Raw genomic sequence first — 23,871 nt, forward strand, 5'->3', positions numbered from 1 at the left:
CTGGGAAATAAACCGCACAATGCGTTTATCTCCCAGGCTTTTATCCCTCCGTGTCACAGCCATATGGCTGTGCGTTTTCTCTCGGACCAGACCAATCTTGTGATTGCGGAACCCTAGAAAACGTTTTTATTCAGTTATTGGCTAAAAACATACTAACACGCGATGTAACGTGAGTCAATTTACAATTCACCTACTAACTTGCCAGTTACTTTGACGCCGATGCCTAGTCTACAACTTCATTTTCACTGGATTCGCCTGGTTGGGTATATTTTCTGTTTAACTGAATGCCCGGTCACAGAGTCGTAGCTATACATATATTAAGGTGAAAACAATTAAAGGAGGGCTAAGCTATGAGTGGATGTGCAGGTGGTGTGTGGACTTCTACAGCGGCAATTTTGGTGCTCTATATCCTTTTGGTTATCATCCTTAAATCGTGCTGGGTTTAATATTGCGAAGAAAATTATATAGACCCCATCATTCAAGTTCAATGCCCTTATTTCTTTAGTAATCTGCCCGAAATCAGATTAGATAACAAGCTCTGCCGACCGATTAAGGTCAGTAGAGCTTGTTTTATTTGAACATCTTCTCGACTAGCTTTAACAACTCAGATGCGCTATGATATCCACTTTATATTCTAGTTACAATTACCAAAGTATAGTGCAATCTAATATTTTAAAATGAGGGGTTAATTGATGTTGGGTATGTGGAAATTTAGTCACAGAATGCTGAGTCTTAAAATTAAAGTTGTCCATAAGATTTTAATTGGTACGATCGTTATGGGGATTGGAACTACAGTAGGCAGCGACCGAGCCGGATAAAGCACCTATTCTCATTGGTGCCTGCTCTAACGGAGAGGTTGCGTCCAATATTAATGAAAACGAGAATAAGAGTGGATATATTCAAAATAGGGGAAAAATGTTTCTGTGAACTAGCAATGCTTTCCTTCCCTAGCTTCTAGCTGGTCCTGCTAGTGTGGTGTTTTTTATTTACCAGTATGCCCTACCACAGAATGTATTTTTACATATATTAAAGTGACGACAGATAAAGGAGGTTAAAAGGCATGGGTGCATATGAAGGTAATGGCGGCGGCGGTGTATGGACTTCTACAGCGGCAATTCTAGTGCTCTTTATTCTCTTAGTTATCATCACTAAATCACTTTGGGTTTAATTTGTGAAAAGAACTGCTGGGTAATTTCACTTCACTCATGGATTGTAAAAGGTTGATCCCAATAAGCGCATAAACTATTTGGCAATAGCCACAGCATTCGCTGTTCTTTTGGTGGGTGCTCGCTGAATTTCTGCCATAATAGTTTTGCGCTTATTGGGTTTTATCGGAAGGGAGATTGTCTCATCTGAAGGGTTTATTAGCCTATACCGAATGCCTTTTCTTCAAGATCTTCTATAATTTCTAACGCAACAAAATATCCAAAAAATAATGTTAAAATATCCTCATATCGTTTTCCTGATCCTCTTGCTCTACTTAATATTATGTTTTGACTTTCTTGTATTTCTCTTTTATGGAGTGATCGAGAAACCACAGATGAATCGGGAGCGATCAGATCCACCATTAGAGTGGACAACTTTTTCTGAAACTCTTCAATTGGAAAGTCATTATTTTCTTTTGAGTACAGCTGCATAGTTTCAGGTGGATCTTTAAATGTAATCGGGTATTGAGTATTGAAGACACCTTCATTAGCTATTTTGTCAGCAATTAATTTACCGAAAACGATACCCGCTGCAAATGCTTGCCCAGGGATTCTTCCCATACCAAGAACACCATTAAATTGAGCTTCTCCAGTAGCAAAAACACGATTCAAGTTTATAACTTCAGCATTCGCATTGATTTCGATTCCTCCTGAAGAATAGTGCATTGTTGGTGTAATTTTGATTCTTTTATTTTTAACCACATTAGTGCTAAATCCATATTTTTTAAATCTTTCATTCAATATATTTTCATCAGCATGGCTCATATCCAAGTACATATCCTTTTTTTGCTTGATGCAATCGAGTTCAAAATGTAAAATCTCGTCAATCATTTCATGGTAATCATCTCGAGCAATGGCATCACATATATACTCATCTTTTAATAGTTGAATTCCTTCCTCATCTACTATTTTCCCTTGACTTAAAGAAACAACTCCGCCCAATAAAATTTGTCTTCCATTGTATATTGACCAAGGATGAGACATCACTGTAGACATTCCCTTTAATCTTGCACCCATTTTTTTAGCTAAGATAAGCGTTTCTCCAGTCGAACCCGGTGAATTATCATTGTAGTTAAATTGCCCCGCATATCCTCCCGTAGCTAATACCAAATAATTAGTATATATCCTGATAAATTGATCTAATTGGATGTCATAAAATAATGCGATAATTCCTTCATTATACTTTTCCAAATGAATCAAAATTTTATTACACAGCGGTTGTTCAATATGTTGTAACAAACAATTAATTAATTTCTTTCCTCCCTGTGATTTAATCAAACATTCAGGCATGATACCAAAGGATGTTTTCTCATAAGAGATTCCTAATTCCTCGAAAAAATTTATGACTATGTTGGAGTTTCTATATAGCGTTTCAATAACCGATCGATCTGCTCCACATTTATCAACCGTAAGATTAATAATATTATTAATATCATTCTCTGATGGAACACGTGTATTTGCGGCTGCAAGAAAGGAGTTGCTCTGTTTGGGCGCATTCTTTTTTGTTGTAATCGTGTACTTGATATTGTTTTTTGATAAATAATAAGCAACAGCAAGCCCCGATATACCCGTACCAACAATCAAAATTGGAGTGTAGTGTTCTACGGATGTTACATTTCGTTCCATCATTCTATCTCCCTTTTTAAGATGCAGATATTATCTTAGGCTGAATCTCACAGTCCGTTTTCCACTTAGATATATTTGTTTGTTACCGATGAAGAATGGAATCTAAGTGAAATATTTTTCCTAATTGTACAAATTTATTACTTATATTGTCAACTTCGTCTAAGAAGTAATTAGCCCGACTTTGAAGCAGGGATATTCAAACCAATCAATCTTTGATGGCACTAGCTTCTAGGACTGGAAGCTTCTAAATTTTCAAAAGGGCATATTATATTACCGGGAAGCCGCTTCGAAATATATTTCAGAACATATCTTAGAACATGAGAATATAGAGGGAACCATTATCAAAAAAATAGGGAAGCTGCTTTGTGATTTTAATACTGATTCCATTTGAAAAATATGAAATGGAGGGAATATTGTGCCACGAGCTTCGGTCATACTGCCAGTTTACAATAATGCAGCTTTTGTCTTGGAGGCAATACACAGTATTTTAGCTCAAACTTATTCGGATTTTGAATTAATTGTTATTGATGATGGTTCGACAGATGGATCTACCTTTCTTATTTCACAAATATCAGACCCTAGAGTGATAAAAATCTTCCATAATACCAATCGAGGGTTGATCGCTTCTTTAAACGAAGGATTAAAAAAGGCCAATGGTGAATATATCGTTCGTATGGATAGCGATGATATTTCTACGCCAGATCGACTAGCTGTACAAATCGCATTTATGGATCAAAATCCATTGATTGATGTATGCGGTGCTGCTTTTACTTCATCTAGTGGGGGATCAATAAAGGTAAATCCGGCCAGTCATGACGAAATAAAAACATGGTTGTTATTTCATTGTTGTATCTGCCATCCTGCTATAATCATGCGCAATAGCATGATCCGTCGGCTTGGCATTCAATATGATAGTAATTATCCCCATGCCGAAGATTACGAGTTGTGGAACCGACTAGCTTTCCAAGTACAAATGGCGAACATCCCCATAAACGTATTGTATTATCGTCAACATAATGGACAAGTGTCCAATCAGCATAGAGCTATACAAGATGCTACTGCTCGGAGAATTCGTCAAAGACAGTTTAGTAAGTTAGGCTTGGAATTATCAGATGAAGAGAACCAGATTATGCTGGATATTCTTGAGTTTAAAATTAATCCCTACGATTATGATAGTTACACCAGAGCTTTAGGTTTTGCCAACTGGGTGCTGGACCAAAACAGTAAGTATTTAGTTTATAACCAGGAACTATTAAACATGGCGTTTTCACGGTGCATATCCCATATTCCTTATTAACAGAGAGTTAAGCAAGTGATCCGGTTGGAAAGAAGATACTCTAATAGCACAAGCTTTTGAAGTTTTTGCAAAAAGGTGATTAGGCTCTGCCGGTTTAGCTGGTTGAGCCTTTGTTTTGTTTGTCTGTATGCCCTGTCACAAAACGCAGCTATACATATATTAGAAGTTTTTATCCTCTTGGTTATAATTACTAAAGCATTTTGGATTTAATTTTATGAAAAAACTGTTAGGCAACACACTTCACTTTTTTTAGATGGTAAAAGTTGAACCCAATGGCGCATAGGTTATTTGGCAGTAGCCATAGTAATCTCTTCCTTTTGGTTAACTAAGTTTTTACAGCGTACTTAGGGGACCCTGCCATAATAGGTTGTTGCGCTTATTGGGTTCTGCTGTCAGTGAACAGCATGGACTATACATTGAAATCTTACATTATTCGCATAATATATTGACATATGGTCAATTTTAGAGAAAAATAGACTACAACAATATAAAAATTTTGGAATTTTTATGTGAAGGGTGGATATGGCATGAAGCATACACCTACGATTCGGGCGGAACTAGAAAGATACCTAAAACAAGAGGGTCTGAACCTAACGCAATTCGGGCATATTGCAGGCATTAATAGGGGAATAGTTAGTGGCATTGTAACAGGCAATAGTTCTATGTCTGTTAACCAAATTGATAGAATTACAGAGGCTATGGGTTTACCAGAAGGCTATTTTTACGACTTATATGTAGAAAACTATATTATCGACATTCCCCCCAATATGAGGAGAATCGAACCATTTTTGTATCGCTGTGCAGAGTTGGACAAGCTGGATGCGATCCGTCGAGTGGTGGGAGCTATCATGGACAATCTACTCTACTCACCCAAACTATTTGACATTGCAGAAGAATTATTAGCGCAGGAACGACATGATGCTGCACTATTGCTCTATGAGAGTGTAGCAGAAGTGGAGAAATATCAACATTCTGAACGTTTGGCCATCTGTCAATATCGGATTTTCACGATTCAGATTGATGACGATCAAAGCCGCAATCTTAGGGCAGCCATACTTTTTGAGCCTTATGTCGAGCGCCTAGACGAAATAGAACAACTTGATGCATTAAAGGACTTAGCTAATGTGTATAGGTCTTTGCGTAAATGGGATAAGGTTGATGAAATAGCGAGAAAAATGAGAGCTAAAGCGGAAATCCAATACACTTTGAAACATCAACAGAGCAGCCGAGAACGCACTGAGTCTACTAAGAAGCTAACTCGCCCCATGTTTGTGTACATTACCTATGCCGATTTATTGTGTGCAAGTGTCTGTGAAGCCCGAGGCGACTATCAACAAGCTTTACAATATACATACGCCTACACAGATTTGGATTGGGTCAAAGAGACTGACGAAGATACCCAATACTGGATTAGCTTGTTTCAGCATTGGGCAGAAGGTAATACTTATGTTAATAAACTTATGTCCGGAAACACTAGTGTGCTTCTAGACTTTGTTGAATATATAGGAACAACCGCCAATGAAAGTGAGAAGCTCTCAAAATTGTTGAACATTATTATAGTAGCTAACCGATACAATTTGGATATAGATGGTGTACTTACAAAATTTAAAATAGACATTGATGCCTCTACTCAACTCCCGACATCTACTGATATGTACACCCAACAAGTGGTACCTGACTATATTGCATTGTTTTGTTATGAAATGGCCTATTATAATTTAAATAGGAAGAAGTACAGTGATGGTTTTAAACAATTATTATGTGCAATGGTAAAAGCACATATACTAAACAATGAAACATATTTCATAAACTGTACAGGTCTCTTTGCACATTTCCAAGCATATGCGTCTCCAGAGACCAGAGAAGAGTATTTTAAACTATTAGAAAAGGTGTGGTTAGACAATGTTGAAAAAAATGGCACTGTTAATCGTTGCGAGTAGCTTTTTATTTTTTATAACTGGTCCCGTCCTGACGCAACATATTCAGATCCTTGTACAAATTGGAGGTGCTTAAGCACAAAACTCTGCTAGCCTTATGGTTAGCAGAGTTTTTTAGTTAAAGGAATTGTTACACTTTGCGCCGAATGAGTCGCTGAAGTGATCAGTTTTCAAGCATACATATAAATATTTTGATGGCACAAAGTTACTTCGACACACTTAGAATAGTAGATTTATTATGTAATCATTCCAATATTCTGAGAGGGGATATTATTACTGGTGATGAAACTGCAGAAGCAAACGGGAGAATAGACTACAAAAAATAGATTACTATAGAGAAAATAATATATTGTATGAAGCGACAAGAGTGACACAGGGCATACCGTAATCATATTGAAGCTGGGGCCGTGACCCAAAAGATCGTGTTACGCCGCCTGGAGTGTAAATAGATACTGTATGGAACACTGAGCCTCAGATTAAGCTGAGGCTTATTTTTATGTGTACCAATTTACGAACTTATCAGTGTGACTGATAACGCGTGGGCTATCAACGTTATAAAGAACGAAATCACAAAGCTGAATGGGTTCGCTGCTGCTTTTTGGTGACTCATTCCGTTCATTGATTTAGCAAAAGATATGCTTGTATGTAGTGCGGGGTTGGCATTATTGATGATTAATGCTTCATTCATTGCCGTCTTATCCCTTCATCAATCATTTCTTATGGAAGGAATCCCTTCTGTTCCAGCAAATCCTCTGTGACCTTCCACAGTTTTTGCTGCATCTTGGGATCTCCTCCAGGTGAGACTGGTTGAATAGATTTCCCAGTTCCGACGTTAAAGTATCCACCTGTTTTTTTATGATATTCCGGATCTACAATTAATCGGGTGATGATATCTGCTCCTCTTCGCGGATCTCCAAGATGAAGGATTTTCAACAATCGTTCTAATAGAGGGGCAAACCAAAGTTCTCGTCCCAATCCGGTAACATTGAATCCTGGATTTAGTGCATTTACGCTGATTCCCGTATCCGACCATCGTCTTGCCAGTTCAGCAGTGAACATAATATTCAATAATTTGGTCTTTCCATAGATGGGCGATGAGCCACGAGCGGTAAAGGCAGTTGTATCCGTTAAATCCTCGGGGAGCTTCAAAACTCCATGACGGCGTGAAGCTTCGGAGGCAACATTGACAACTCTGGCCTTGCCTACGTTCTGCAGGCACGGTTTTAGTGTATATGTTAACAGCCACGGCGATAAATAATTTATGGCAACCATTTCAGGAAACCCCTCGGGAGTGACGCGTTGCTCAAAAGCATGGATACCCGCATTGTTTAACAGCACATCAATATTAGAGTATGCGGCGGCTATCTCATCCCCGATTCGTTTAACATCCTTCAGTACCGATAAATCTCCATAAAAAAAGTCAACCTTCGCTGATGGGCTAACCAGCTCAATCTGTTTTCTTGTAGCTTCAGCACGTTCCCTACTCCTGGCAGTCAAAACAAGGTCAAAGCAGCCGCGTTTTCCCAATTCAACTGCGACTAGTTGTCCAAGACCACTGGTGGCACCTGTTATGACAACAGTAGTATTTTTAGACATCGTCATTTCTCCTTCATGTGTTACAATTTTATTGGAGTAGCCAATTCGGTGAGTTAGTACATTTGATTGACATATGTCCACTATAATAATTTGGTTGATATATGTCAATCAAATTTGACTTGTGGTTTTTTGAACGAGAGAAAGGTGATTGAAGATGAAATATAATGAAGTAAAAAATGAACCAAGGGAGAAATTGGAGATTGAGTTGGGCGAGCAGCTTAACGCACTTATCAGCGCTTCACACGCCCTGAATGTCAGAGCTGCTGCGAAATTTGACTCCTCCTTACAACCTGCCGCCTTCCATATTGTTCGTTGGCTGTATTCTTATGGCCCAACAAATGCCGCCACTTTAGCGGAATCAACTGCGATGGATCGAAGTTCAGTGAGTCGTCTTGTCAAACAGCTTGAGTCTTTGGGGTATTTGAACAGAGAGGCCTCCCGAAGTGATGGACGAGGAATTGTATTATCTCTTACTGAGCATGGACAGCAAAAATTAATTGATGCGCTTAAGGAGAAAGAGTCCGTTTTCTATGAACGAATTTCGGACTGGGAAGATGCTGAGCTTCATAATTTTAACCAAATGCTTAGGCAATTTAATGGACTCCATCGCCACGGAACACAACCTTAAGAAGTGACCCGCATATAAACACTTGCAAACAATATCGTCACTTTAAGATATCGGCTTTTATTTTTTCATAAGCAGTTTGGATATAGAGTAGAAGTGGATAATGAAATCTACCCGAATGTGTATTTTTTATGTCAGACAAAGCTCCCCTTACTTTGACAATCAATAAGCAGTATGTTTATGGATGATGATAAATAGGAAGGAAAGGATGAAAATAATGAGTATGAAATTAGGAAGGAAAACTACTTTATGTTTCTCCACAATTGCTCTCTTATTTTCAGTTTTGTCCCCGCTATCAGCCTCGGCAGATGTAGCAAGCGTCACCCATGACACCTATACAAACTCTTTAAATCAGGAATTAGTTTCATCTCAATTAGTAATTTTTAAAGATGACACAGCATATACAGATGTATCTATTGTCGGGAAAAGAGTGAAATTTTCGATTAGTGGTTTAGAAAACCCGTTTAACATTAATTATTACAATCGATTAGTCTGGACTAGTACTGATGAAGAACCAAATATAAAAAATATTCTGACAGTAAAAGTTGCGCCAAAGACAGGGTCGCTTTACAGTTCCAGCAACTATGAAAACCTTTCACTGATAAAACAAAAAATCAACTCTGACTCACCTGTATATGGATGGATTCAACTAGAATCCAAAGAGTGGGTTAAAGCAGGATCAGCTATAATCAAATATTAGAATGTGTAGTATAAGTAAATACTATAAATAAGCGAAATCCCCGCCGACCAGCTAAGGTAGTGGGGATTTTCAATATAAAATAAGACTTCATCAACTATTGACAGAGTCTTTTAGAAAATTGTTGAAAGTAGTGTTCTTAAGAAGGGAAAAGTGTTTCGAAATCTGGAAAAACGCCATCACTAAGCCAACGGGTAGGGCCTTCAAAACTTCCATCGAGTGTAGCGGTAGCATAATCTCCATTGGAGCCATACAAAGTAATAGAGATATTTTTTATTATTTGTATTTAATGTTATAAATGTGTAATGATTTTGTACATAGTTCATTAGTTGTGAAGAATATTCCTTACTTGTCTTTGTTTGTTACGATATGTTCATAAAAAGTTCACTTACATGAAAATTTGGTTGCAGCTAAAATAATCACATCCAAAAATGAAAGGTTGAATTAAATGCCAACAACTAAAAAGGAAAGCTTTTACTTTGGGGTTATTATGTGTTTTGGAATGGTCGTTATTATGACCTTCTATAATCTTTTGATTAACGGATTGATTGGAAAAATTAGCTTGATTACCATTGCTGTTGAATTTCTAATTGGATTTATTATAGCGCTCATTTTAGATTTATATATCGTGGGTCCTGTAGCAAAAAAAGTTGCTTTAAGTCTACCTTTTGATAAATCCAAAAAAATATTTTTAATTATCACGATTTCAACATGTATGGTGTTCGGAATGGCCTGTTCTATGTCTTTCTACGGTTTATTAACTTCAATTCTGAGTCAGGGTATTGGCGATCATTCATTATTTGAAGCATATTTAGAAATTTTTATAAAGAACTTTGTTGTGGCCTATCCATTACAATTATTGGTTATGGGTCCTGTTGTTCGAGCCTTGTTTATAAAGTTTATAAAGAAAAGCGGGCAAGTGGGACCTTATAAAAAAGTATTAAATTAAATAATAGAGCAAATCCATTGCAGCAATGTTAAGCTAATGAATGGTTTTACAGCTAGAAATGCTTAAGTTATGAAAATCGGATACAAGTTTGAGGAAGCTATAACTGGCGGGATTGGTAGTTTGGTGTATTATTTAACACAAAAAAAGCAGGAAGAATTCTTCCTGCTTTTTGCTTGAAAATAATTATTAACGTCTGCGTTGTCCATCATTCACGCTAAACAGATTAACAGCCAGTGCGTTACCTCTTGCACGCGCATTGGCTCTTTGGTTGGAACGGATGTTTAATCTTCTTCTTCTCAATTCACGGTTGCTGTGTCTTCTGCTCATAATATCACCTCCCTTCAAAGAAATGAAGGTACGGTTAAATCTTAATGATGTTTATGCTTACGCTTGGAAATTTTGATATTTAATGCGTTAGTTGCGAGTGCATTTCCGCTTCCTGTTTTAGCAGCTGCGGCTTGAAAGACTTTAACGACCAGATATCTGTTTTTCCCGATGCGATGCTTATACGTTTTAACTCTATTTCTGATCATCTGCATAACTCCTTTGCTTTAGGTCTGCTATATACATATGTCAATTGTGCTAGTAATGTATCAGCATAAATCTACTAAAGACAAAAAGAAGCTAGTACCTATGTTCCTAAATGTTTAACAAAAAAAGCTCATGCTAGCCTGCGTTCGCCTTCCCAACTTTACGTTATAGAGGAAGGCCACCGTAGGTTCATATGTGTCAAATTTCCATTTGTTTAGCTAATAAAAGTAAACAGTTTAAGATCAGAGTGGAACTATCTCGGATATGGGGCGGATATAATAGTAGAGACAATATAGGTTGCTGAAAAGGAAAGAATAGTTGGAGACAGATACATAGTAAATATAAAACCGGCTCGCCTAGGCGGCCGGTTTTATATTCGTGGTAGTATAACGGGGAAGAAAGCACGATAAATCAGTGGAAGTCCCGGAAGAGTCCAACAACCTTGCCCAATATGCTGACGTGTGTCAGTCGAAGTGGCTCAAAGGCTGGATTTTCAGGTTGAAGCCGGATATGATCTTTTTCTTTGTAAAAGGTTTTAACTGTAGCCTCGTCTTCATCTGTCATAGCTACTACAATGTCTCCGTTATCAGCGGTCTGCTGCTGACGCACGATTACATAGTCTCCGTTAGCAATACCAGCTTCAATCATGCTTTCGCCTACAACAGATAACATGAATATTTTATCCTCACCAACAAAGTGTTGGGGAAGAGGAAAGTAATCTTCAATATTTTCTGTCGCCGTAATAGGAAGACCAGCGGTTACTTTGCCGACGACGGGAACACGACTAATGGAGTAATTAATCAAGTTGCTGTTATCCGATTCGTCTTGACCGAGTAATTCAATAGCCCGTGGTTTCGTAGGATCGCGGCGAATGAGTCCTTTTTTCTCCAAACGATCCAAATGACCGTGAACCGTAGAACTGGAGGCCAATCCGACTGCCTCGCCTATTTCGCGCACAGAAGGGGGGTATCCCTTTAGACGCACTTCATTGCGGATAAATTCAAGAATGGCCTGCTGGCGGCTCGAAATCTTAGACATACCGTATCAACCCCATTTAGTAACGTTTGGGAAAATTATAGCATAGAACCTCCGTTCGTACAAACATAAGTTCTAAATAATCCCTAAAAATATTCACGAACTTTTGTTCTCTTTTCTATTGAACAAAACAAACGTTCGTGTTATATTGTGAAAAACATAAGAACAAACGTTTGGAGGACGCGGCCAATTATGAAATATAGCACTTATCAAAGTATTTTTCCGATGAATTTAGAGAATTTACAGGAGACCCGAAAAGAGGGTAAGGTACGTTTGTTACAGGCTCTTACCAATACTCTTTTACTCAAGCTTCTTATTCTAGTAATTATCGTTTGGGTTGCAGGGGCAGGTGTACTTACGGTTTTTGCAGCACCTCCAGTTTCCAATGAAGAAATGATTAAGCTGACTGTACAACCTGGAGATACGTTATGGAAGATTGCCGTGAATCATAAACCGGAACGAATGGATACACGGGTATATATTGAAGGAATTGTACGTATTAACGATTTGGAGGATCGGGGGGTGCAGGCAGGTCAGGTACTTAAGCTCCCACCCTTCTGATCTATAAGACTATAGAGCTTGTCAAGGAGCGCAATGAGGGAGCCTTGACAAGCTCTTTTCTACATGTCAAAGTGTATTATATCTTTGCTTTTATGGAGGGGACACAATTTGGATATAGACAGTTTGGTACAGCGCATTAATGAATTAGCGCGCAAAGCAAAAGCCGAAGGATTGACGGAAGAGGAAACCACGGAGCGCGCCAAGCTTCGGGAAATTTATTTAGGCAACATTCGCCGTAATTTTCGGCAGCAACTTGAAACCATTGAATTTGTGGACGATGATACGTCGAAGGGAAATGGCGGGCTGAAGCATTAATGTTGCTAAAGCCTGCATCATTTGCCTTTTGTTATTAGGTATCTTTCTTGGTATCTATATAGATCAGCTTTAAGGCAATTGTTTTAATGTAATATTTATTGGGAAGGGAATTGAGAGATGGCCCGATCATTTGAAAGAAAAGTACGTAAAAACACAGCGCATTTAAATAAAACGCGCAAGAAACAAGGCATTCAAACCATTAACGGCGCAGGTTCAGCAATGGACATTTTCCGTGGCCGTAATATTACTGTGCCAATCATGCTAGCTGGTCTTGCTGTATTGTACATGCTTATGAGTTACTTTTTGACTAAGACCGGCATGCGGGGAATGGATTGGCTGGTATTTGGCTTGTACTTGATGCTGGCTGTTATCTTCTTCATTCGCCGTCCTTATTTAAAAGTGGGAAAAGATACCCTTTATATGTTAAAAGGTGGCAGAGAACGGCCGATGACGGCAGGGGACATGAAAGCCATCAAAATTGAAAAGGGTTACGTTACCGTTGAAAGAAAAGGGAAGGGCGGTAATTTTATTTTCACAAAATCACTGGGACGCTATGATACAGATGCCATCGCAGAGCGCCTTGAAAAATTTGCACTATCCAATCAGATACAGGTAGATAAGAAATAACCGATTTAGCCTGTAGCTCTGTAAGTAAGGCCGTATGATGTTATTTTTCATATAACATGGTGCGGCCACTTGCTTAATATGGGCACACATAATGATCTGATTCGTGACCAAACAGACAAGCTTACATATACAGTGGAAAGAGAGTGGATAATTCGTATGACGATTCAGGCGATAATGTTTGATCTTGATGATACCCTTCTGTGGGATGAACGTAGTGTAGAAGAGGCATTTGATGCAGCATGTCAAACAGGCTCCCGAGAAACAGGCGCTGATCCGAAAACGCTGGAAGAAGCCGTACGCAAGGAAGCGCGCGCTTTGTATGAATCCTATGAAACCTTTAGTTTTACTCAAATGATTGGCATTAATCCGTTTGAAGGACTGTGGGCGAATTTTACAGCAGGTGAGCAACCTGAATTCCGCCAATTGGAACAGTTGGCTCCTGTTTATCGTAAGGAATCATGGCGCAGAGGGCTTCAGCAACTGGGGATAGATAATGAGGAGTTGGCGGAAAAGTTGGCTGCCCAATTTGCTTCGGAAAGACGTGCACGTCCACATGTATATGAAGAAACGTTTGAAATTCTGGATCAATTGAAGGGACAATACAAGCTGCTATTGCTGACAAATGGTTCCCCTGATCTACAACAGGAGAAGCTGGATGGAGTTCCTCAATTGGCTCCTTTTTTTGATCATGTTGTCATTTCAGGTTCTTTTGGTCGGGGCAAGCCTGATCCTTCTATATTCCAGCATGCTTTGGGACTTCTAGGAATTGAACCTGGACAAGCTTTAATGGTAGGAGATAAGCTGACGACTGATATTCAAGGGGCTTTGTCAGCTGGTGTACATTCGGTGTGGTTGAATCGGAACGATAAAACCAATACTACAGAGATCAAGCCGAAGTTCCAAATCAAGCATTTGTCTGAGTTGCATGGAATTATTCAATCTTTAAAGTAAATAATCTACAGTCTTCTAAACAAGTATAAAGAAAACTCCCTTCGCTCGATATGCTACAGAGCAGAGGGAGTTTTCTTATTGACACAATACATCGTAATTATGCTGTAGTGAATGTTGGATCTTCGAACGGTTCAGCAATCCATCCATTTTCTTCGATGAACAAGCGGACTGCGACGATCTTTTGATTTTCCATTAAAGTGAAGAAGTGCGGTGTATTTTCAGGAACAGAAATAACGTCGCCTGGTGAAAGCTCTACATTAAAATAGCCGATCTCTTCAGAGCCTTTAATGATAAAAATCCCTTTACCAGCAACAATGGCGCGGATTTCATCCTCGGTATGGGTGTGAATTTGCTCGAACTTGGCCAGCAGCTCCTCCAAATTCGGCGTTGCTTCAGATAAAGTGATGACGTCCCAGATTTTATATCCGCGACGTGCAGCTAAATCTTTGATTTCAGGTTCAAATGTTTTAAGAACAGCGGCTTTTTGATCATCTGTCAAAGTAAAGTTTTCTTGCAGCTCCCCTGGCAGCTTGGAAGCATCCCAGTGTTCATACAATACCTGGTAGCTCTCCAAAAATTCACGTACTCGCTCTTCACCACTAATTCGCTCATTCGTATTGCGTATAAAAATTTCTGCCATGCACAAATCCCTCTTTTCCACTTGGATTAATGTTGTATAAAGAATACCATGTCTTAACCAGTTGCACAATACAGGCTGAAGCATTTATATGGGAACGACTATAGTAATACGATACAGTTTAAAGACGTTCGTCTATAACGATGCATACTACAAAAATAGATCAGCTAAGTCGTTTGTAAAGAAGAATAGCCTGCATAAAACGTATGTTTTTACTTCAATCTATCTAAATGATACGGTTTCTGCTAAACTAGGATTTAACGTTTTGCGGGGGTGAAGAAATTTTGGATAAAGTTAGCTTGCAGGATGCGTTACAACGAAGAATACTCCTTCTTGATGGGGCTATGGGCACTATGATTCAGCAGGAAGACCTTTCTGCCGCTGATTTTGGTGGGGAAGAGTTAGAAGGCTGCAACGAGATGTTGGTCTTAACAAGACCGGATGTCATTCAAGGGATTCATGAAGCATACTTGGAGGCCGGAGCAGACCTGATTGAAACGAATACATTTGGAGCGACATCCGTCGTTTTGGCGGATTACGATATACCAGAACGTGCCCGTGAAATTAATCTGGTGGCGGCCAAACTGGCGCGTAACGCGGTGGATAAGTACAGCACTGCGGACAAGCCTCGTTTTGTTGTAGGAGCTATGGGTCCAACTACAAAAACCTTGTCTGTCACAGGCGGTGTTACATTTGTAGAGCTGATTGAAAGCTATCAGGAGCAGGCTTTGGCGCTTATTGAAGGTGGGGTAGATGTTCTTCTGTTGGAGACCTCACAGGATACGCTTAACGTTAAGGCAGGTAGCATTGGAATTCGTCAGGCTTTTGAGCAGACAGGGATTGAGCTTCCGTTAATGATTTCTGGCACGATTGAGCCGATGGGAACAACGTTGGCAGGACAAAACATCGAATCCTTCTGCATATCACTCGAACATTTACATCCAATCTCGATTGGACTGAATTGTGCTACAGGTCCAGAGTTTATGCGTGATCATATTCGTTCTTTGTCTGAAATGTCCTCTGCAGCTATTAGCTGTTATCCAAATGCGGGCTTGCCCGATGAAAATGGTCAATACCATGAATCGCCGGATTCATTAGCTCGTAAAATGGCTGCTTTCGCTGAAAAAGGCTGGTTGAATATTGCGGGAGGCTGTTGCGGTACTACTCCAGAGCATATAAGAGTAATGAGTGAAAGTATGGCGCAGTTTGAGCCTCGTCAGCTCGTAGGTCATCATCCTCCTGCCGTATCAGGCATTGAGCCAGTATATATTGAACAGGATAATCGTCCGTATATGGTTGGTGAGCGAACAAACGTTCTGGGTTCCCGGAAATTCAAGCGTTTGATCGTGGAAGGCAAATATGAAGAGGCGTCTGAAATTGCGCGCGCTCAGGTAAAAAGCGGAGCACATGTCATTGATATTTGTGTGCAAGATCCGGACCGTGATGAAATGATAGATATGGAAGCGTTCTTGAAACTGGTTGTAAACAAGGTGAAAGTACCATTGGTGATTGATACCACGGATATTAAAGTTATTGATAAAGCACTTCAATATTCGCAAGGTAAGGCAATTATTAACTCCATTAATTTGGAGGATGGTGAAGAGAAATTTGAGAAAATGGCTCCTATTATTCATAAATACGGCGCTGCTGTTGTTGTCGGAACGATTGATGAACGTGGACAGGCAATTGCGCGTGAGGATAAGCTCGAGGTAGCTAAGCGTTCTTATGATCTGTTGGTGAACCGTTACGGTCTGGCAGCGGAGGATATCATTTTTGATACGCTCGTATTCCCAGTAGGAACAGGGGATGAGCAATATATCGGTTCGGCTAAGGAAACGATTGAGGGCATACGTATCATTAAAGAAGCGCTTCCTGGGGTTCATACTATATTGGGCATTAGTAACGTATCCTTTGGCTTACCGGAAGCGGGTCGTGAAGTGCTCAATTCTGTCTATTTGTACGAATGCACCAAAGCGGGACTGGATTATGCAATTGTAAATACGGAGAAGCTTGAACGCTATGCATCGATCCCCGAGCATGAACGGAAATTGGCGGAAGACCTGATCTATAAAACAAATGACGATACGTTATCTGCATTTGTAGCAGCTTTCCGTAACAAGAAAGTGGAGAAAAAAGAGAAGATATCAAACCTTTCGCTCGAAGAACGGCTGGCTTCCTATGTAGTGGAGGGAAGTAAGGAGGGACTGATCCCGGATCTGGAGCAAGCGCTCGCTAAATATTCTTCTCTGGAGATTATTAACGGACCGCTAATGAAAGGGATGGAAGAAGTAGGACGTTTGTTTAACAACAACGAACTGATTGTTGCGGAGGTTCTACAAAGCGCTGAAGTAATGAAAGCATCCGTGGCTTATTTAGAGCCGTTCATGGAGAAGAATGAGTCCTCAGTAAAAGGTAAAATTTTGTTGGCTACGGTTAAAGGTGATGTGCATGATATAGGTAAGAATTTGGTGGAGATTATTCTATCCAACAATGGTTACCATATTGTAAATCTGGGTATAAAAGTACCACCAGAACGCATCATTGAGGCTTATCGTGAAGAAAAGGCTGACATGATCGGCCTGTCCGGTTTGCTTGTTAAATCGGCACAACAAATGGTGCTAACCGCGCAGGATTTGAAAAATGCGAACATTGATATTCCAATAATGGTTGGTGGAGCTGCCTTAACGCGTAAGTTTACTAAAAATCGTATTCGTCCTGAGTATGATGGGCTGGTAGCCTATGCGAAAGATGCTATGGATGGACTGGATATTGCCAATAAGCTTATGGACCCTGAGTCCCGTAAAAAAATGGCCGAGGACATGAAGGCTGAGCAGGAGGCGGAAGCGGCAACGGTCGTGGAGGTCAAGCCGCTCCCTAAGCTAACTCGGGCTGTACGTTCTAACATTGCTCAGGATTTGCCCGTCTATATCCCGCCGGATACGGATCGCCATGTACTGCGTAACTACCCACTGAATTATATTCTGCCTTATGTGAATATGCAGATGCTAATGGGGCATCATCTTGGCTTAAAAGGCAATGTTGAGCAACTGCTAGCTTCGGGGGATCCGAAAGCGATTCAGTTGAAGGAAACCGTAGACAGCATCATGTTTGAAGCTGTTACAGACGGAATTATTCAGGCGAGTGCTATGTATCGGTTCTTCCCAGCTCAGTCCCAAGGAAACCAAATTCTAATCTATGATCCATCGGATGTAAGCAAGGTACTGCACACATTTACGTTTCCACGTCAGCAGGTAGAGCCTTATCTATGTCTGGCTGATTTTTTGAAATCAGTGGAATCAGGGGTTATGGACTATGTAGGTTTTATGGTTGTTACCGCTGGTCATGGCATTCAGAAGCTATCTACCCAATGGAAAGACAACGGAGATTATCTGCGCTCACATGCACTTCAAGCGGTAGCGCTCGAAGTGGCAGAAGGGTTAGCAGAACGGCTTCACCATATTATCAGGGATAGCTGGGGTTTCCCGGACCCTGCCGATATGACGATGAAACAGCGGCACGGCGCCAGATATCAAGGTATACGGGTATCCTTTGGCTATCCGGCATGTCCGGATCTGGAGGATCAGGGACCGTTGTTCCAATTGTTAAAACCTGAGGACATTGGCGTTGAGCTAACGGAAGGGTTTATGATGGAACCGGAGGCTTCAGTATCAGCCATGGTGTTCAGCCACCCTCAGGCGCAGTATTTTAACGTCGAAAAGGTTTAACACCTTTATCAGATGGGATAGCAAAAACCCTCCGAGCTTCGGAGGTTTTTTGCTGGTCAGCAGGAAGAAGGTAAATGTCATGGAATTATATTTTCTCGGTACAAATGCAGGGGTACCTACAATTCAGCGAAATGTAACGTCCATTGCTCTTCGTTTACTGGAGGAACGAAGAAGCATGTGGTTGTTTGACTGCGGTGAAGGCACTCAACAGGAGGTATTGCGTTCGCCGCTCAAGCTGAGCAGACTTGAAAAAATATTTATCACTCATTTGCATGGGGATCATCTTTTTGGTCTGCCGGGTCTTTTGTCGAGCAGGGCATATCAGGGAGGTACGGCACCTCTGACGGTATATGGACCGCCTGGTCTTCAGCAATATATTGAGCTATCTTTAGGGATCAGCCAATCTCGTATCAATTACCCACTACATATTGTGGAGCATACGGGCGGGGTTCTGTTCGATGACGGTCAATTTCGGGTGGAATCAGCTTTGTTGGATCATCGGATCGACAGTTATGGCTACCGAATTGTAGAGATGGATAAGCCCGGTAAGCTTAACCAAGAACTGTTGGAGCGATACGGGATCAAGCCTGGCCCAGTGTACGGTAAATTAAAGCGTGGAGAAAGTGTGGAAGTAGAGGGTGGAGTTATTCTGCATCCTCAGGATGTATTGGGTTCACCTAAAAAAGGGCGGATCGTCACTATTTTAGGTGACACGAGACCTTGTCCGAATACAGTAGTGCTGGCACGAGATGCAACTGTCGTCGTTCATGAAGCCACATTTCTGCATGATCTGGCGGATACGGCGTACGAGTATCATCATAGTACGGCGCTTCAGGCAGCGGAAGCTGCCAAAGCCGCAGGCGCAGGGCAGTTAATTATGACGCATTTTAGTTCTAGGTATAAAGATCAAGAGCAGCTTCAGCCTTTGCTGGAGGAAGCGCGAAGCCTATTCCCCAATTCATTGCTTGCGGAGCAGCATGTGTTGTTACCGGTACCTGATATCGGTCAATAAATGATTGGAGAGAAGATATGTGCATAGGTGCCGGGGCTTGCTCCGGTGCTTTTCTTTTTCCTAGAAATTATTTTCCGGGAAAGCGCAGGATGCGACAAGAGGTGAAACGGGCATTAGTATGGGATGAACGAATTTGTTCTACCACATATGGAGGCATGTCATATTGGAGCTTCTATATATCGAATTTAAAGGATTTAGTTGCTTGAGTACGCCCAGGAAATACAGGGAATTTCCTTTGAAGACGTAGCATCTTCGATGAGATTCGACGAAGAAATGATCTTATGCTATGTGGAAGCGACGGCTTTTAGCGAGGGATGACGCTATTTTGGATGGTTTACCAGCAATACATGGACTTCATAAGCATTTTTGACTTAAGATAGATGAGAGGAATGGAAATGACCGATTATTTAATGCCCTAAGTCATTCAGGTGGTTAAATAAAAAGGAGAATACCATTCATGGGGTGAATTATTATTTTCAATGTTATGATGTATGAAATGAAGCGGGGGAGGGGATTGCGATAAAATCGTTACTAATTGATCTGGATGGAACACTTTATCATGGAAATCGGATGATCAAGGGTGCGGATCTGTTCATTTCGCGATTGCGTTCAGAGCATATACCTTATGCATATGTCACCAACAATGCTTCACGCACACCCGAATCGGTGGCCGAGCATTTGATTGGTATGGGAATTGAAGCAGCTAGTCATGAAGTATATACTTCAGCGTTAGCAGCTGCACAATATGTTGCACAGCAAAGCCCTGGAGCTCATGTATATTGTATTGGTGAAACGGGATTACGCGAGGCACTCACAGGGGCTGGCTTGCAGCTTGTTCAGAATCATCCTGATTATGTGGTACAGGGGATAGATCGTCAATTTACATATGAAACGCTGGCAGCTGCCATGCGTTGGATTCGTGAGGGAGCTACATTTATTTTGACAAATCCGGATCTACAATTGCCTTCGCATGACGGGCTTATACCAGGTGCAGGTACCATTGGAGCTGCCATTGAAGCTGCTTCACAGGTCAAACCGGTCGTCATCGGCAAGCCTTCAAGCGTGCTAATGAATTATGCACTAAATCGCTTGAACATTAGAGCGGATGAAGCTCTGGTTGTGGGCGATAATATGCTTACAGATATTGCGGCAGGTGCAGCAGCAGGTTGTAAAACAGCTCTGATTCTGACGGGTGTGACGACTCGCGCTAATATGGATGAACATATTCGTGCCGTTGGAGTAAAACCTGACCTGATGTTTGAAAGTTTGGACGAACTGCAGGAATGGATGCAAAAAGAGCTGAAATCATAAAAGGATATGACTTAGAAATATATGAGAATTCAAAGCTATGAGCTACGAAAGGAAAGATGTTGATATGCCGGAACTTCCTGAAATGGAAAACTACAGAATCTTATTATCAAAACAAATTTTGGACATTCCGATTACTGGAGTGGCGGTTAGCCGTGAAAAGTCCATTAATACTGAAGTGGAAACCTTTAAGAAGCAATTGCTGGGTGCGACCGTTGTATATTTAGAGCGTCGGGGCAAGCATTTGATTTTTCATTTAAATACGGGTAAACGGCTTGTGCTTCATCTCATGTTGGGAGGATTGTTGTATCTGGGAACGGAGGAGCAACGTCCAGACCGTACGGTTCAGATCGAATTGGATTTTAGCGGAGCGAAGCTTTATTTTATCGGACTGCGCTTAGGTTATCTGCACTTGCTGACGGCTAAAGAAACAGATGAAGCTTTGTCAGACCTGGGACCTGATCCGTTAGACCGTCGTATGACATTGGAAAATTTTACAGCACGTCTAAAAGGGCGACGGGGAATTTTGAAAACAACACTGGTAAACCAGCAGGTTTTTTCGGGGATTGGCAATTGCTATTCGGACGAAATTGCATATATCGCCGGATTTACACCGGGTTCCAAGGTGCAAAATATTGTGCAATCCCCAGAAAAAGTGGAGAAGCTATATCATGCTACTCAATCCGTACTTCGTGAAGCTACTGCGGAGGGCGGTTATATGGAAATGCCTCTAATGGAGGGAGACACGCTCACAGGTGGCTTTGATCATCAGTGTCGAGTATATGACCGTGAAGGAGAAGAATCTCCAAGCGGTGGGAAAATTGTAAGAGTCGAGCTGGCGGGGAAAAAAGCATTTTATTGCCCGGTGCAGCAGCATGATGCCTAAATTGCTTATCGGCTCTCACGTGAGTACGCGGGGTGGCTTTTCCAAAGCTGCTATACGTGCACGAGAGCAGGGAGGACGTTCATTTCAATATTTTCCGAAAAATCCTCGTAGTCTCAAGCTGAAGGAATGGAACTCCATAGATGCTGCTGCTTGTAAAGATTACTGCTCAGAGCACCAGCTTCAATCTATTGCTCATTCGCCATATCCCGTTAATCCAGCTCATGGTCGCGAACGTGGTCAGGAACTTTATGAGTTGATGGTTGCTTCATTACGCAACGATTTGGATATTGCTGAAGCCTGTGGATCGAAGGGGATAGTTGTTCATTTTGGGCATATGCATTCGTCTGACCCGCTGGAGGGCTATCATAATATTATTAACTGCCTTAATGATGTGCTCGAAGGCTGGCAGGGAAATGCTAAAATATTAATTGAAAATCAAGCTGGGGATCACGGTCCCATGGGAACCACGCTCGAGGAAATGGTCCAAATTCGCCAATTGTGTCGAGATCCTGGCAGCATCGGATTTTGCCTGGATACTTGTCATGCGTATGCAGCAGGATTGTGGAACGGTGGAGTGGACGAGGCTTTGTTTGAAAAAGGGGACCGTCTCGGTTATTGGTCAGCGCTGTACGGAGTTCATTTGAATGATTCCAAACACCCGTACGGCTCTAAAAAAGACAGACATGCGCGCGTAGGGCAAGGTTACATTGGTATTGAAGGCATACGCTGGATAACAGAACAAGAAGCTGTAAGAGGTATTCCCGTCGTTTTGGAGAGTGAGGCGGGACCTGATGGGACACATCAGGAGGACATTCGAATGATTCAAAGCTGGGAGTAAATTATTTTAAATAAATAATAGTTATCTTAGAGGCTTATGTAAGCTTACTTTTTTGGGAAGAAGGAGGAGAAGTTGGTGTATTTGTTTATGGACGATTATCGACCTTGTCCTCCAGGTTTTAAGCTGGCAAGGGACGCGAATGAGTGTCTGCTTCTGCTTCATGAATACCCAATTTCGATACTATCGTTAGATTATGATTTGGGTCCGGGTCAACCGACGGGAAAGGATGTAGCTGCTGCTATTGCAAGTAAACATTTATATCCGCGTGAAATTTACTTGCATTCCTCCAGTCCGCAGGGGCGCCGAGCCATGTATGAACTGCTTTATGCGAATAAGCCGGAGGGAGTCACTGTGCATAACGGGCCGATTCCTGAGGTGCGTATGCAAGAGATCATAAACGAGTCTAAGCGATGAAAGAGATCGGACAAAAAGAAGCACGCCGTGCCATATGGGAGGGATGCAAGCTGGCTTTGTTTGTATACACTCCCATGTGCGGAACATGCGCGGCTGCCCGTAGAATGTTAGAGGTAGCAGAGCATTTGCTCCCCGAAGGAGCAGTGGTGCAGAGCAACATTAACTATATTCCTGAACTGGTTCAGGAGTATCGGATTTCCAGTGTCCCCGCGCTTCTTATATATAATGGTGAAAACAAAAATCCTGAAATCATCTACAAAATGGAATCTGTAGAACACTTGCTGAGCAGGATAAGGAGCGTGATGGAATGATATCCATGAAGAACATTACATTACAGCGGGAAGAAAGACGTATCTTGGACGATGTAAGCCTAGAAATACGAGAAGGTGAACATTGGGCTATTCTGGGTCGAAATGGTTCCGGCAAAACAACATTGTTGGAAATGATGACAGGGTATATGTTTCCAAGTCGTGGTACGATTGAGGTGCTTGGGCAAACGTATGGTCAATGTGATGTGCGGGAAGTTCGCAAGCAGATCGGATACATTAGCCAGACATTACTGGAAAAGCTGGCGCTAAAAGATCCCGTTTGGGAAGTAGTAGCTACAGGTGCGTATGCTTTTTTGCGTTTTTATCAGGAGATTCCGACGGAGGCAAAAGAAAAAGCCGTATCTCTTTTGGAGGGTATGAATTTAGGCGATCTGATTCATCACCCGTTAGGTACCTTATCTCAAGGAGAACGTAAAAAGGTAATGCTGGCCCGCTCGCTGATGGCTGAACCTCGCCTACTGATAATGGACGAGCCTTGTGCCGGATTGGATTTATTTGAACGGGAAAAGATGTTGGTCGAGATTGATCGGCTTCGCAAGCGAGACTTATCAGTGGTCTATGTAACTCATCACATTGAGGAGATTGTCCCTCTCTTTACGCATGTTGCGTTGATTCGGGATGGCAAGGTCGCAGCTGCTGGATTGAAAAAAGAAGTTTTAACGAAAGAATTGATTATGCACACTTATGAAGTTCCAGTTGAGCTGGAATGGGATGGAGAACGTCCCTGGATCCGGGTGTGCGCTGGAGGGTAACGTTATTTTGGAGGAACT

26 protein-coding genes and 1 riboswitch are annotated in these 23,871 nt (G+C 41.3%); of the genes, 20 read left to right on the plus strand and 6 right to left on the minus strand.

Annotation, left to right across the window (positions count from 1 at the left end):
• Window positions 1-27 precede the first annotated feature (27 nt).
• Window positions 28-128, minus strand: a riboswitch (guanidine-I (ykkC/yxkD leader).
• Between the two features lie 222 nt (window positions 129-350).
• From G9G57_RS25680 to G9G57_RS20035, 3 genes are all read left to right on the plus strand, one after another.
• Complete coding sequence (locus G9G57_RS25680) at window positions 351-446, plus strand: hypothetical protein (RefSeq protein ID WP_016821962.1); 96 nt, start codon at window positions 351-353, stop codon at window positions 444-446.
• A gap of 246 nt (window positions 447-692) precedes the next feature.
• A complete protein-coding gene (locus tag G9G57_RS26255) occupies window positions 693-818 on the plus strand; it encodes a hypothetical protein (protein ID WP_257125939.1) in 126 nt (41 codons plus the stop codon).
• Between the two features lie 242 nt (window positions 819-1,060).
• Window positions 1,061-1,168: a hypothetical protein gene (locus tag G9G57_RS20035; RefSeq protein ID WP_016821960.1), complete on the plus strand. Its 108-nt coding sequence runs from the start codon at window positions 1,061-1,063 to the stop codon at window positions 1,166-1,168.
• 196 nt (window positions 1,169-1,364) lie between these two features.
• Here G9G57_RS20035 and G9G57_RS20040 read toward each other — a convergent pair whose 3' ends face one another.
• Window positions 1,365-2,831, minus strand: a complete 1,467-nt coding sequence (locus G9G57_RS20040) for an FAD-binding protein (RefSeq protein ID WP_102999072.1) — start codon at window positions 2,829-2,831, stop codon at window positions 1,365-1,367.
• Window positions 2,832-3,246: 415 nt separating this feature from the next.
• Between G9G57_RS20040 and G9G57_RS20045 the strand changes: the two genes are divergently transcribed.
• Together G9G57_RS20045 and G9G57_RS20050 are read left to right on the plus strand one after the other, a co-directional pair.
• Entirely contained in the window at window positions 3,247-4,128 is an 882-nt protein-coding gene (locus G9G57_RS20045; protein WP_044788167.1) for a glycosyltransferase family 2 protein, read from the plus strand.
• Window positions 4,129-4,655: 527 nt separating this feature from the next.
• A complete protein-coding gene (locus G9G57_RS20050) occupies window positions 4,656-6,068 on the plus strand; it encodes a helix-turn-helix transcriptional regulator (protein WP_044788166.1) in 1,413 nt (470 codons plus the stop codon).
• 714 nt (window positions 6,069-6,782) lie between these two features.
• Here the strand turns inward: G9G57_RS20050 and G9G57_RS20055 are convergent.
• Window positions 6,783-7,661: an SDR family NAD(P)-dependent oxidoreductase gene (locus G9G57_RS20055; protein ID WP_017427697.1), complete on the minus strand. Its 879-nt coding sequence runs from the start codon at window positions 7,659-7,661 to the stop codon at window positions 6,783-6,785.
• 154 nt (window positions 7,662-7,815) lie between these two features.
• On the opposite strand from G9G57_RS20055, the gene G9G57_RS20060 reads away from it, so the two are divergent.
• The 3 genes from G9G57_RS20060 to G9G57_RS20070 all read left to right on the plus strand — a co-directional run bounded on the left by G9G57_RS20060 (window position 7,816) and on the right by G9G57_RS20070 (window position 9,932).
• Window positions 7,816-8,289, plus strand: a complete 474-nt coding sequence (locus G9G57_RS20060) for a MarR family winged helix-turn-helix transcriptional regulator (protein ID WP_016821954.1) — start codon at window positions 7,816-7,818, stop codon at window positions 8,287-8,289.
• Between the two features lie 214 nt (window positions 8,290-8,503).
• Window positions 8,504-8,986, plus strand: coding sequence for a hypothetical protein (locus tag G9G57_RS20065; RefSeq protein WP_226888587.1), 483 nt, complete (start codon window positions 8,504-8,506; stop codon window positions 8,984-8,986).
• Window positions 8,987-9,431: 445 nt separating this feature from the next.
• Window positions 9,432-9,932: a DUF2798 domain-containing protein gene (locus tag G9G57_RS20070; protein WP_016821952.1), complete on the plus strand. Its 501-nt coding sequence runs from the start codon at window positions 9,432-9,434 to the stop codon at window positions 9,930-9,932.
• A 186-nt stretch (window positions 9,933-10,118) separates the two neighbouring features.
• On the opposite strand, the gene G9G57_RS20075 is transcribed toward G9G57_RS20070, so the two are convergent.
• The 3 genes from G9G57_RS20075 to lexA form a co-directional block, all read right to left on the minus strand.
• Complete coding sequence (locus tag G9G57_RS20075; protein ID WP_162835279.1) at window positions 10,119-10,259, minus strand: hypothetical protein; 141 nt, start codon at window positions 10,257-10,259, stop codon at window positions 10,119-10,121.
• Window positions 10,260-10,300: 41 nt separating this feature from the next.
• Entirely contained in the window at window positions 10,301-10,465 is a 165-nt protein-coding gene (locus G9G57_RS20080) for a hypothetical protein (RefSeq protein ID WP_016821950.1), read from the minus strand.
• A gap of 409 nt (window positions 10,466-10,874) precedes the next feature.
• Window positions 10,875-11,501, minus strand: coding sequence for a transcriptional repressor LexA (lexA, locus tag G9G57_RS20085; RefSeq protein WP_013310545.1), 627 nt, complete (start codon window positions 11,499-11,501; stop codon window positions 10,875-10,877).
• A gap of 189 nt (window positions 11,502-11,690) precedes the next feature.
• Between lexA and G9G57_RS20090 the strand changes: the two genes are divergently transcribed.
• The 4 genes from G9G57_RS20090 to G9G57_RS20105 all read left to right on the plus strand — a co-directional run bounded on the left by G9G57_RS20090 (window position 11,691) and on the right by G9G57_RS20105 (window position 13,952).
• Window positions 11,691-12,059, plus strand: a complete 369-nt coding sequence (locus G9G57_RS20090) for a LysM peptidoglycan-binding domain-containing protein (protein WP_164965472.1) — start codon at window positions 11,691-11,693, stop codon at window positions 12,057-12,059.
• A gap of 108 nt (window positions 12,060-12,167) precedes the next feature.
• Window positions 12,168-12,374 carry a DUF896 domain-containing protein gene (locus G9G57_RS20095; protein WP_164965473.1) on the plus strand — a complete coding sequence of 69 codons (207 nt, stop codon included), beginning with the start codon at window positions 12,168-12,170 and terminating at the stop codon, window positions 12,372-12,374.
• 117 nt (window positions 12,375-12,491) lie between these two features.
• Entirely contained in the window at window positions 12,492-13,001 is a 510-nt protein-coding gene (locus G9G57_RS20100; protein WP_013371492.1) for a hypothetical protein, read from the plus strand.
• A 156-nt stretch (window positions 13,002-13,157) separates the two neighbouring features.
• The gene (locus tag G9G57_RS20105; protein WP_180986866.1) at window positions 13,158-13,952 is read left to right on the plus strand and encodes an HAD family hydrolase; all 795 of its coding nucleotides are present in this window, start codon (window positions 13,158-13,160) and stop codon (window positions 13,950-13,952) included.
• A 97-nt stretch (window positions 13,953-14,049) separates the two neighbouring features.
• On the opposite strand, the gene G9G57_RS20110 is transcribed toward G9G57_RS20105, so the two are convergent.
• Window positions 14,050-14,592, minus strand: coding sequence for a 1,2-dihydroxy-3-keto-5-methylthiopentene dioxygenase (locus tag G9G57_RS20110; RefSeq protein ID WP_019687427.1), 543 nt, complete (start codon window positions 14,590-14,592; stop codon window positions 14,050-14,052).
• Between the two features lie 281 nt (window positions 14,593-14,873).
• Here G9G57_RS20110 and metH point away from each other — a divergent pair, with 281 nt between their 5' ends.
• From metH to G9G57_RS20150, 8 genes are all read left to right on the plus strand, one after another.
• Complete coding sequence (gene metH, locus G9G57_RS20115) at window positions 14,874-18,314, plus strand: methionine synthase (protein WP_123797283.1); 3,441 nt, start codon at window positions 14,874-14,876, stop codon at window positions 18,312-18,314.
• 79 nt (window positions 18,315-18,393) lie between these two features.
• Window positions 18,394-19,326, plus strand: a complete 933-nt coding sequence (rnz, locus tag G9G57_RS20120) for a ribonuclease Z (protein WP_016821944.1) — start codon at window positions 18,394-18,396, stop codon at window positions 19,324-19,326.
• 570 nt (window positions 19,327-19,896) lie between these two features.
• On the plus strand, window positions 19,897-20,637 hold the full coding sequence (locus tag G9G57_RS20125) for an HAD-IIA family hydrolase (RefSeq protein ID WP_238799329.1): 741 nt from the start codon (window positions 19,897-19,899) through the stop codon (window positions 20,635-20,637).
• A gap of 64 nt (window positions 20,638-20,701) precedes the next feature.
• On the plus strand, window positions 20,702-21,520 hold the full coding sequence (locus tag G9G57_RS20130) for an Fpg/Nei family DNA glycosylase (protein WP_026065468.1): 819 nt from the start codon (window positions 20,702-20,704) through the stop codon (window positions 21,518-21,520).
• On the plus strand, window positions 21,510-22,358 hold the full coding sequence (locus tag G9G57_RS20135) for a deoxyribonuclease IV (protein ID WP_185156693.1): 849 nt from the start codon (window positions 21,510-21,512) through the stop codon (window positions 22,356-22,358). The genes G9G57_RS20130 and G9G57_RS20135 overlap by 11 nt, the downstream gene beginning before the upstream one ends.
• Before the next feature lie 75 nt (window positions 22,359-22,433).
• Complete coding sequence (locus G9G57_RS20140) at window positions 22,434-22,772, plus strand: cyclic-phosphate processing receiver domain-containing protein (protein ID WP_164965474.1); 339 nt, start codon at window positions 22,434-22,436, stop codon at window positions 22,770-22,772.
• Window positions 22,769-23,083 (plus strand): thioredoxin family protein, encoded by a 315-nt coding sequence (locus G9G57_RS20145; RefSeq protein WP_016821940.1) that lies wholly within the window; start codon window positions 22,769-22,771, stop codon window positions 23,081-23,083. Before G9G57_RS20140 ends, G9G57_RS20145 begins: the two co-directional genes overlap by 4 nt.
• Window positions 23,080-23,853, plus strand: a complete 774-nt coding sequence (locus tag G9G57_RS20150) for an ABC transporter ATP-binding protein (RefSeq protein WP_017427705.1) — start codon at window positions 23,080-23,082, stop codon at window positions 23,851-23,853. Before G9G57_RS20145 ends, G9G57_RS20150 begins: the two co-directional genes overlap by 4 nt.
• The last annotated feature ends 18 nt before the right edge of the window (window positions 23,854-23,871 follow it).

Origin of the sequence: Paenibacillus sp. EKM211P (genome assembly GCF_011066175.1) — a bacterium.
GTDB lineage: Bacteria > Bacillota > Bacilli > Paenibacillales > Paenibacillaceae > Paenibacillus > Paenibacillus polymyxa.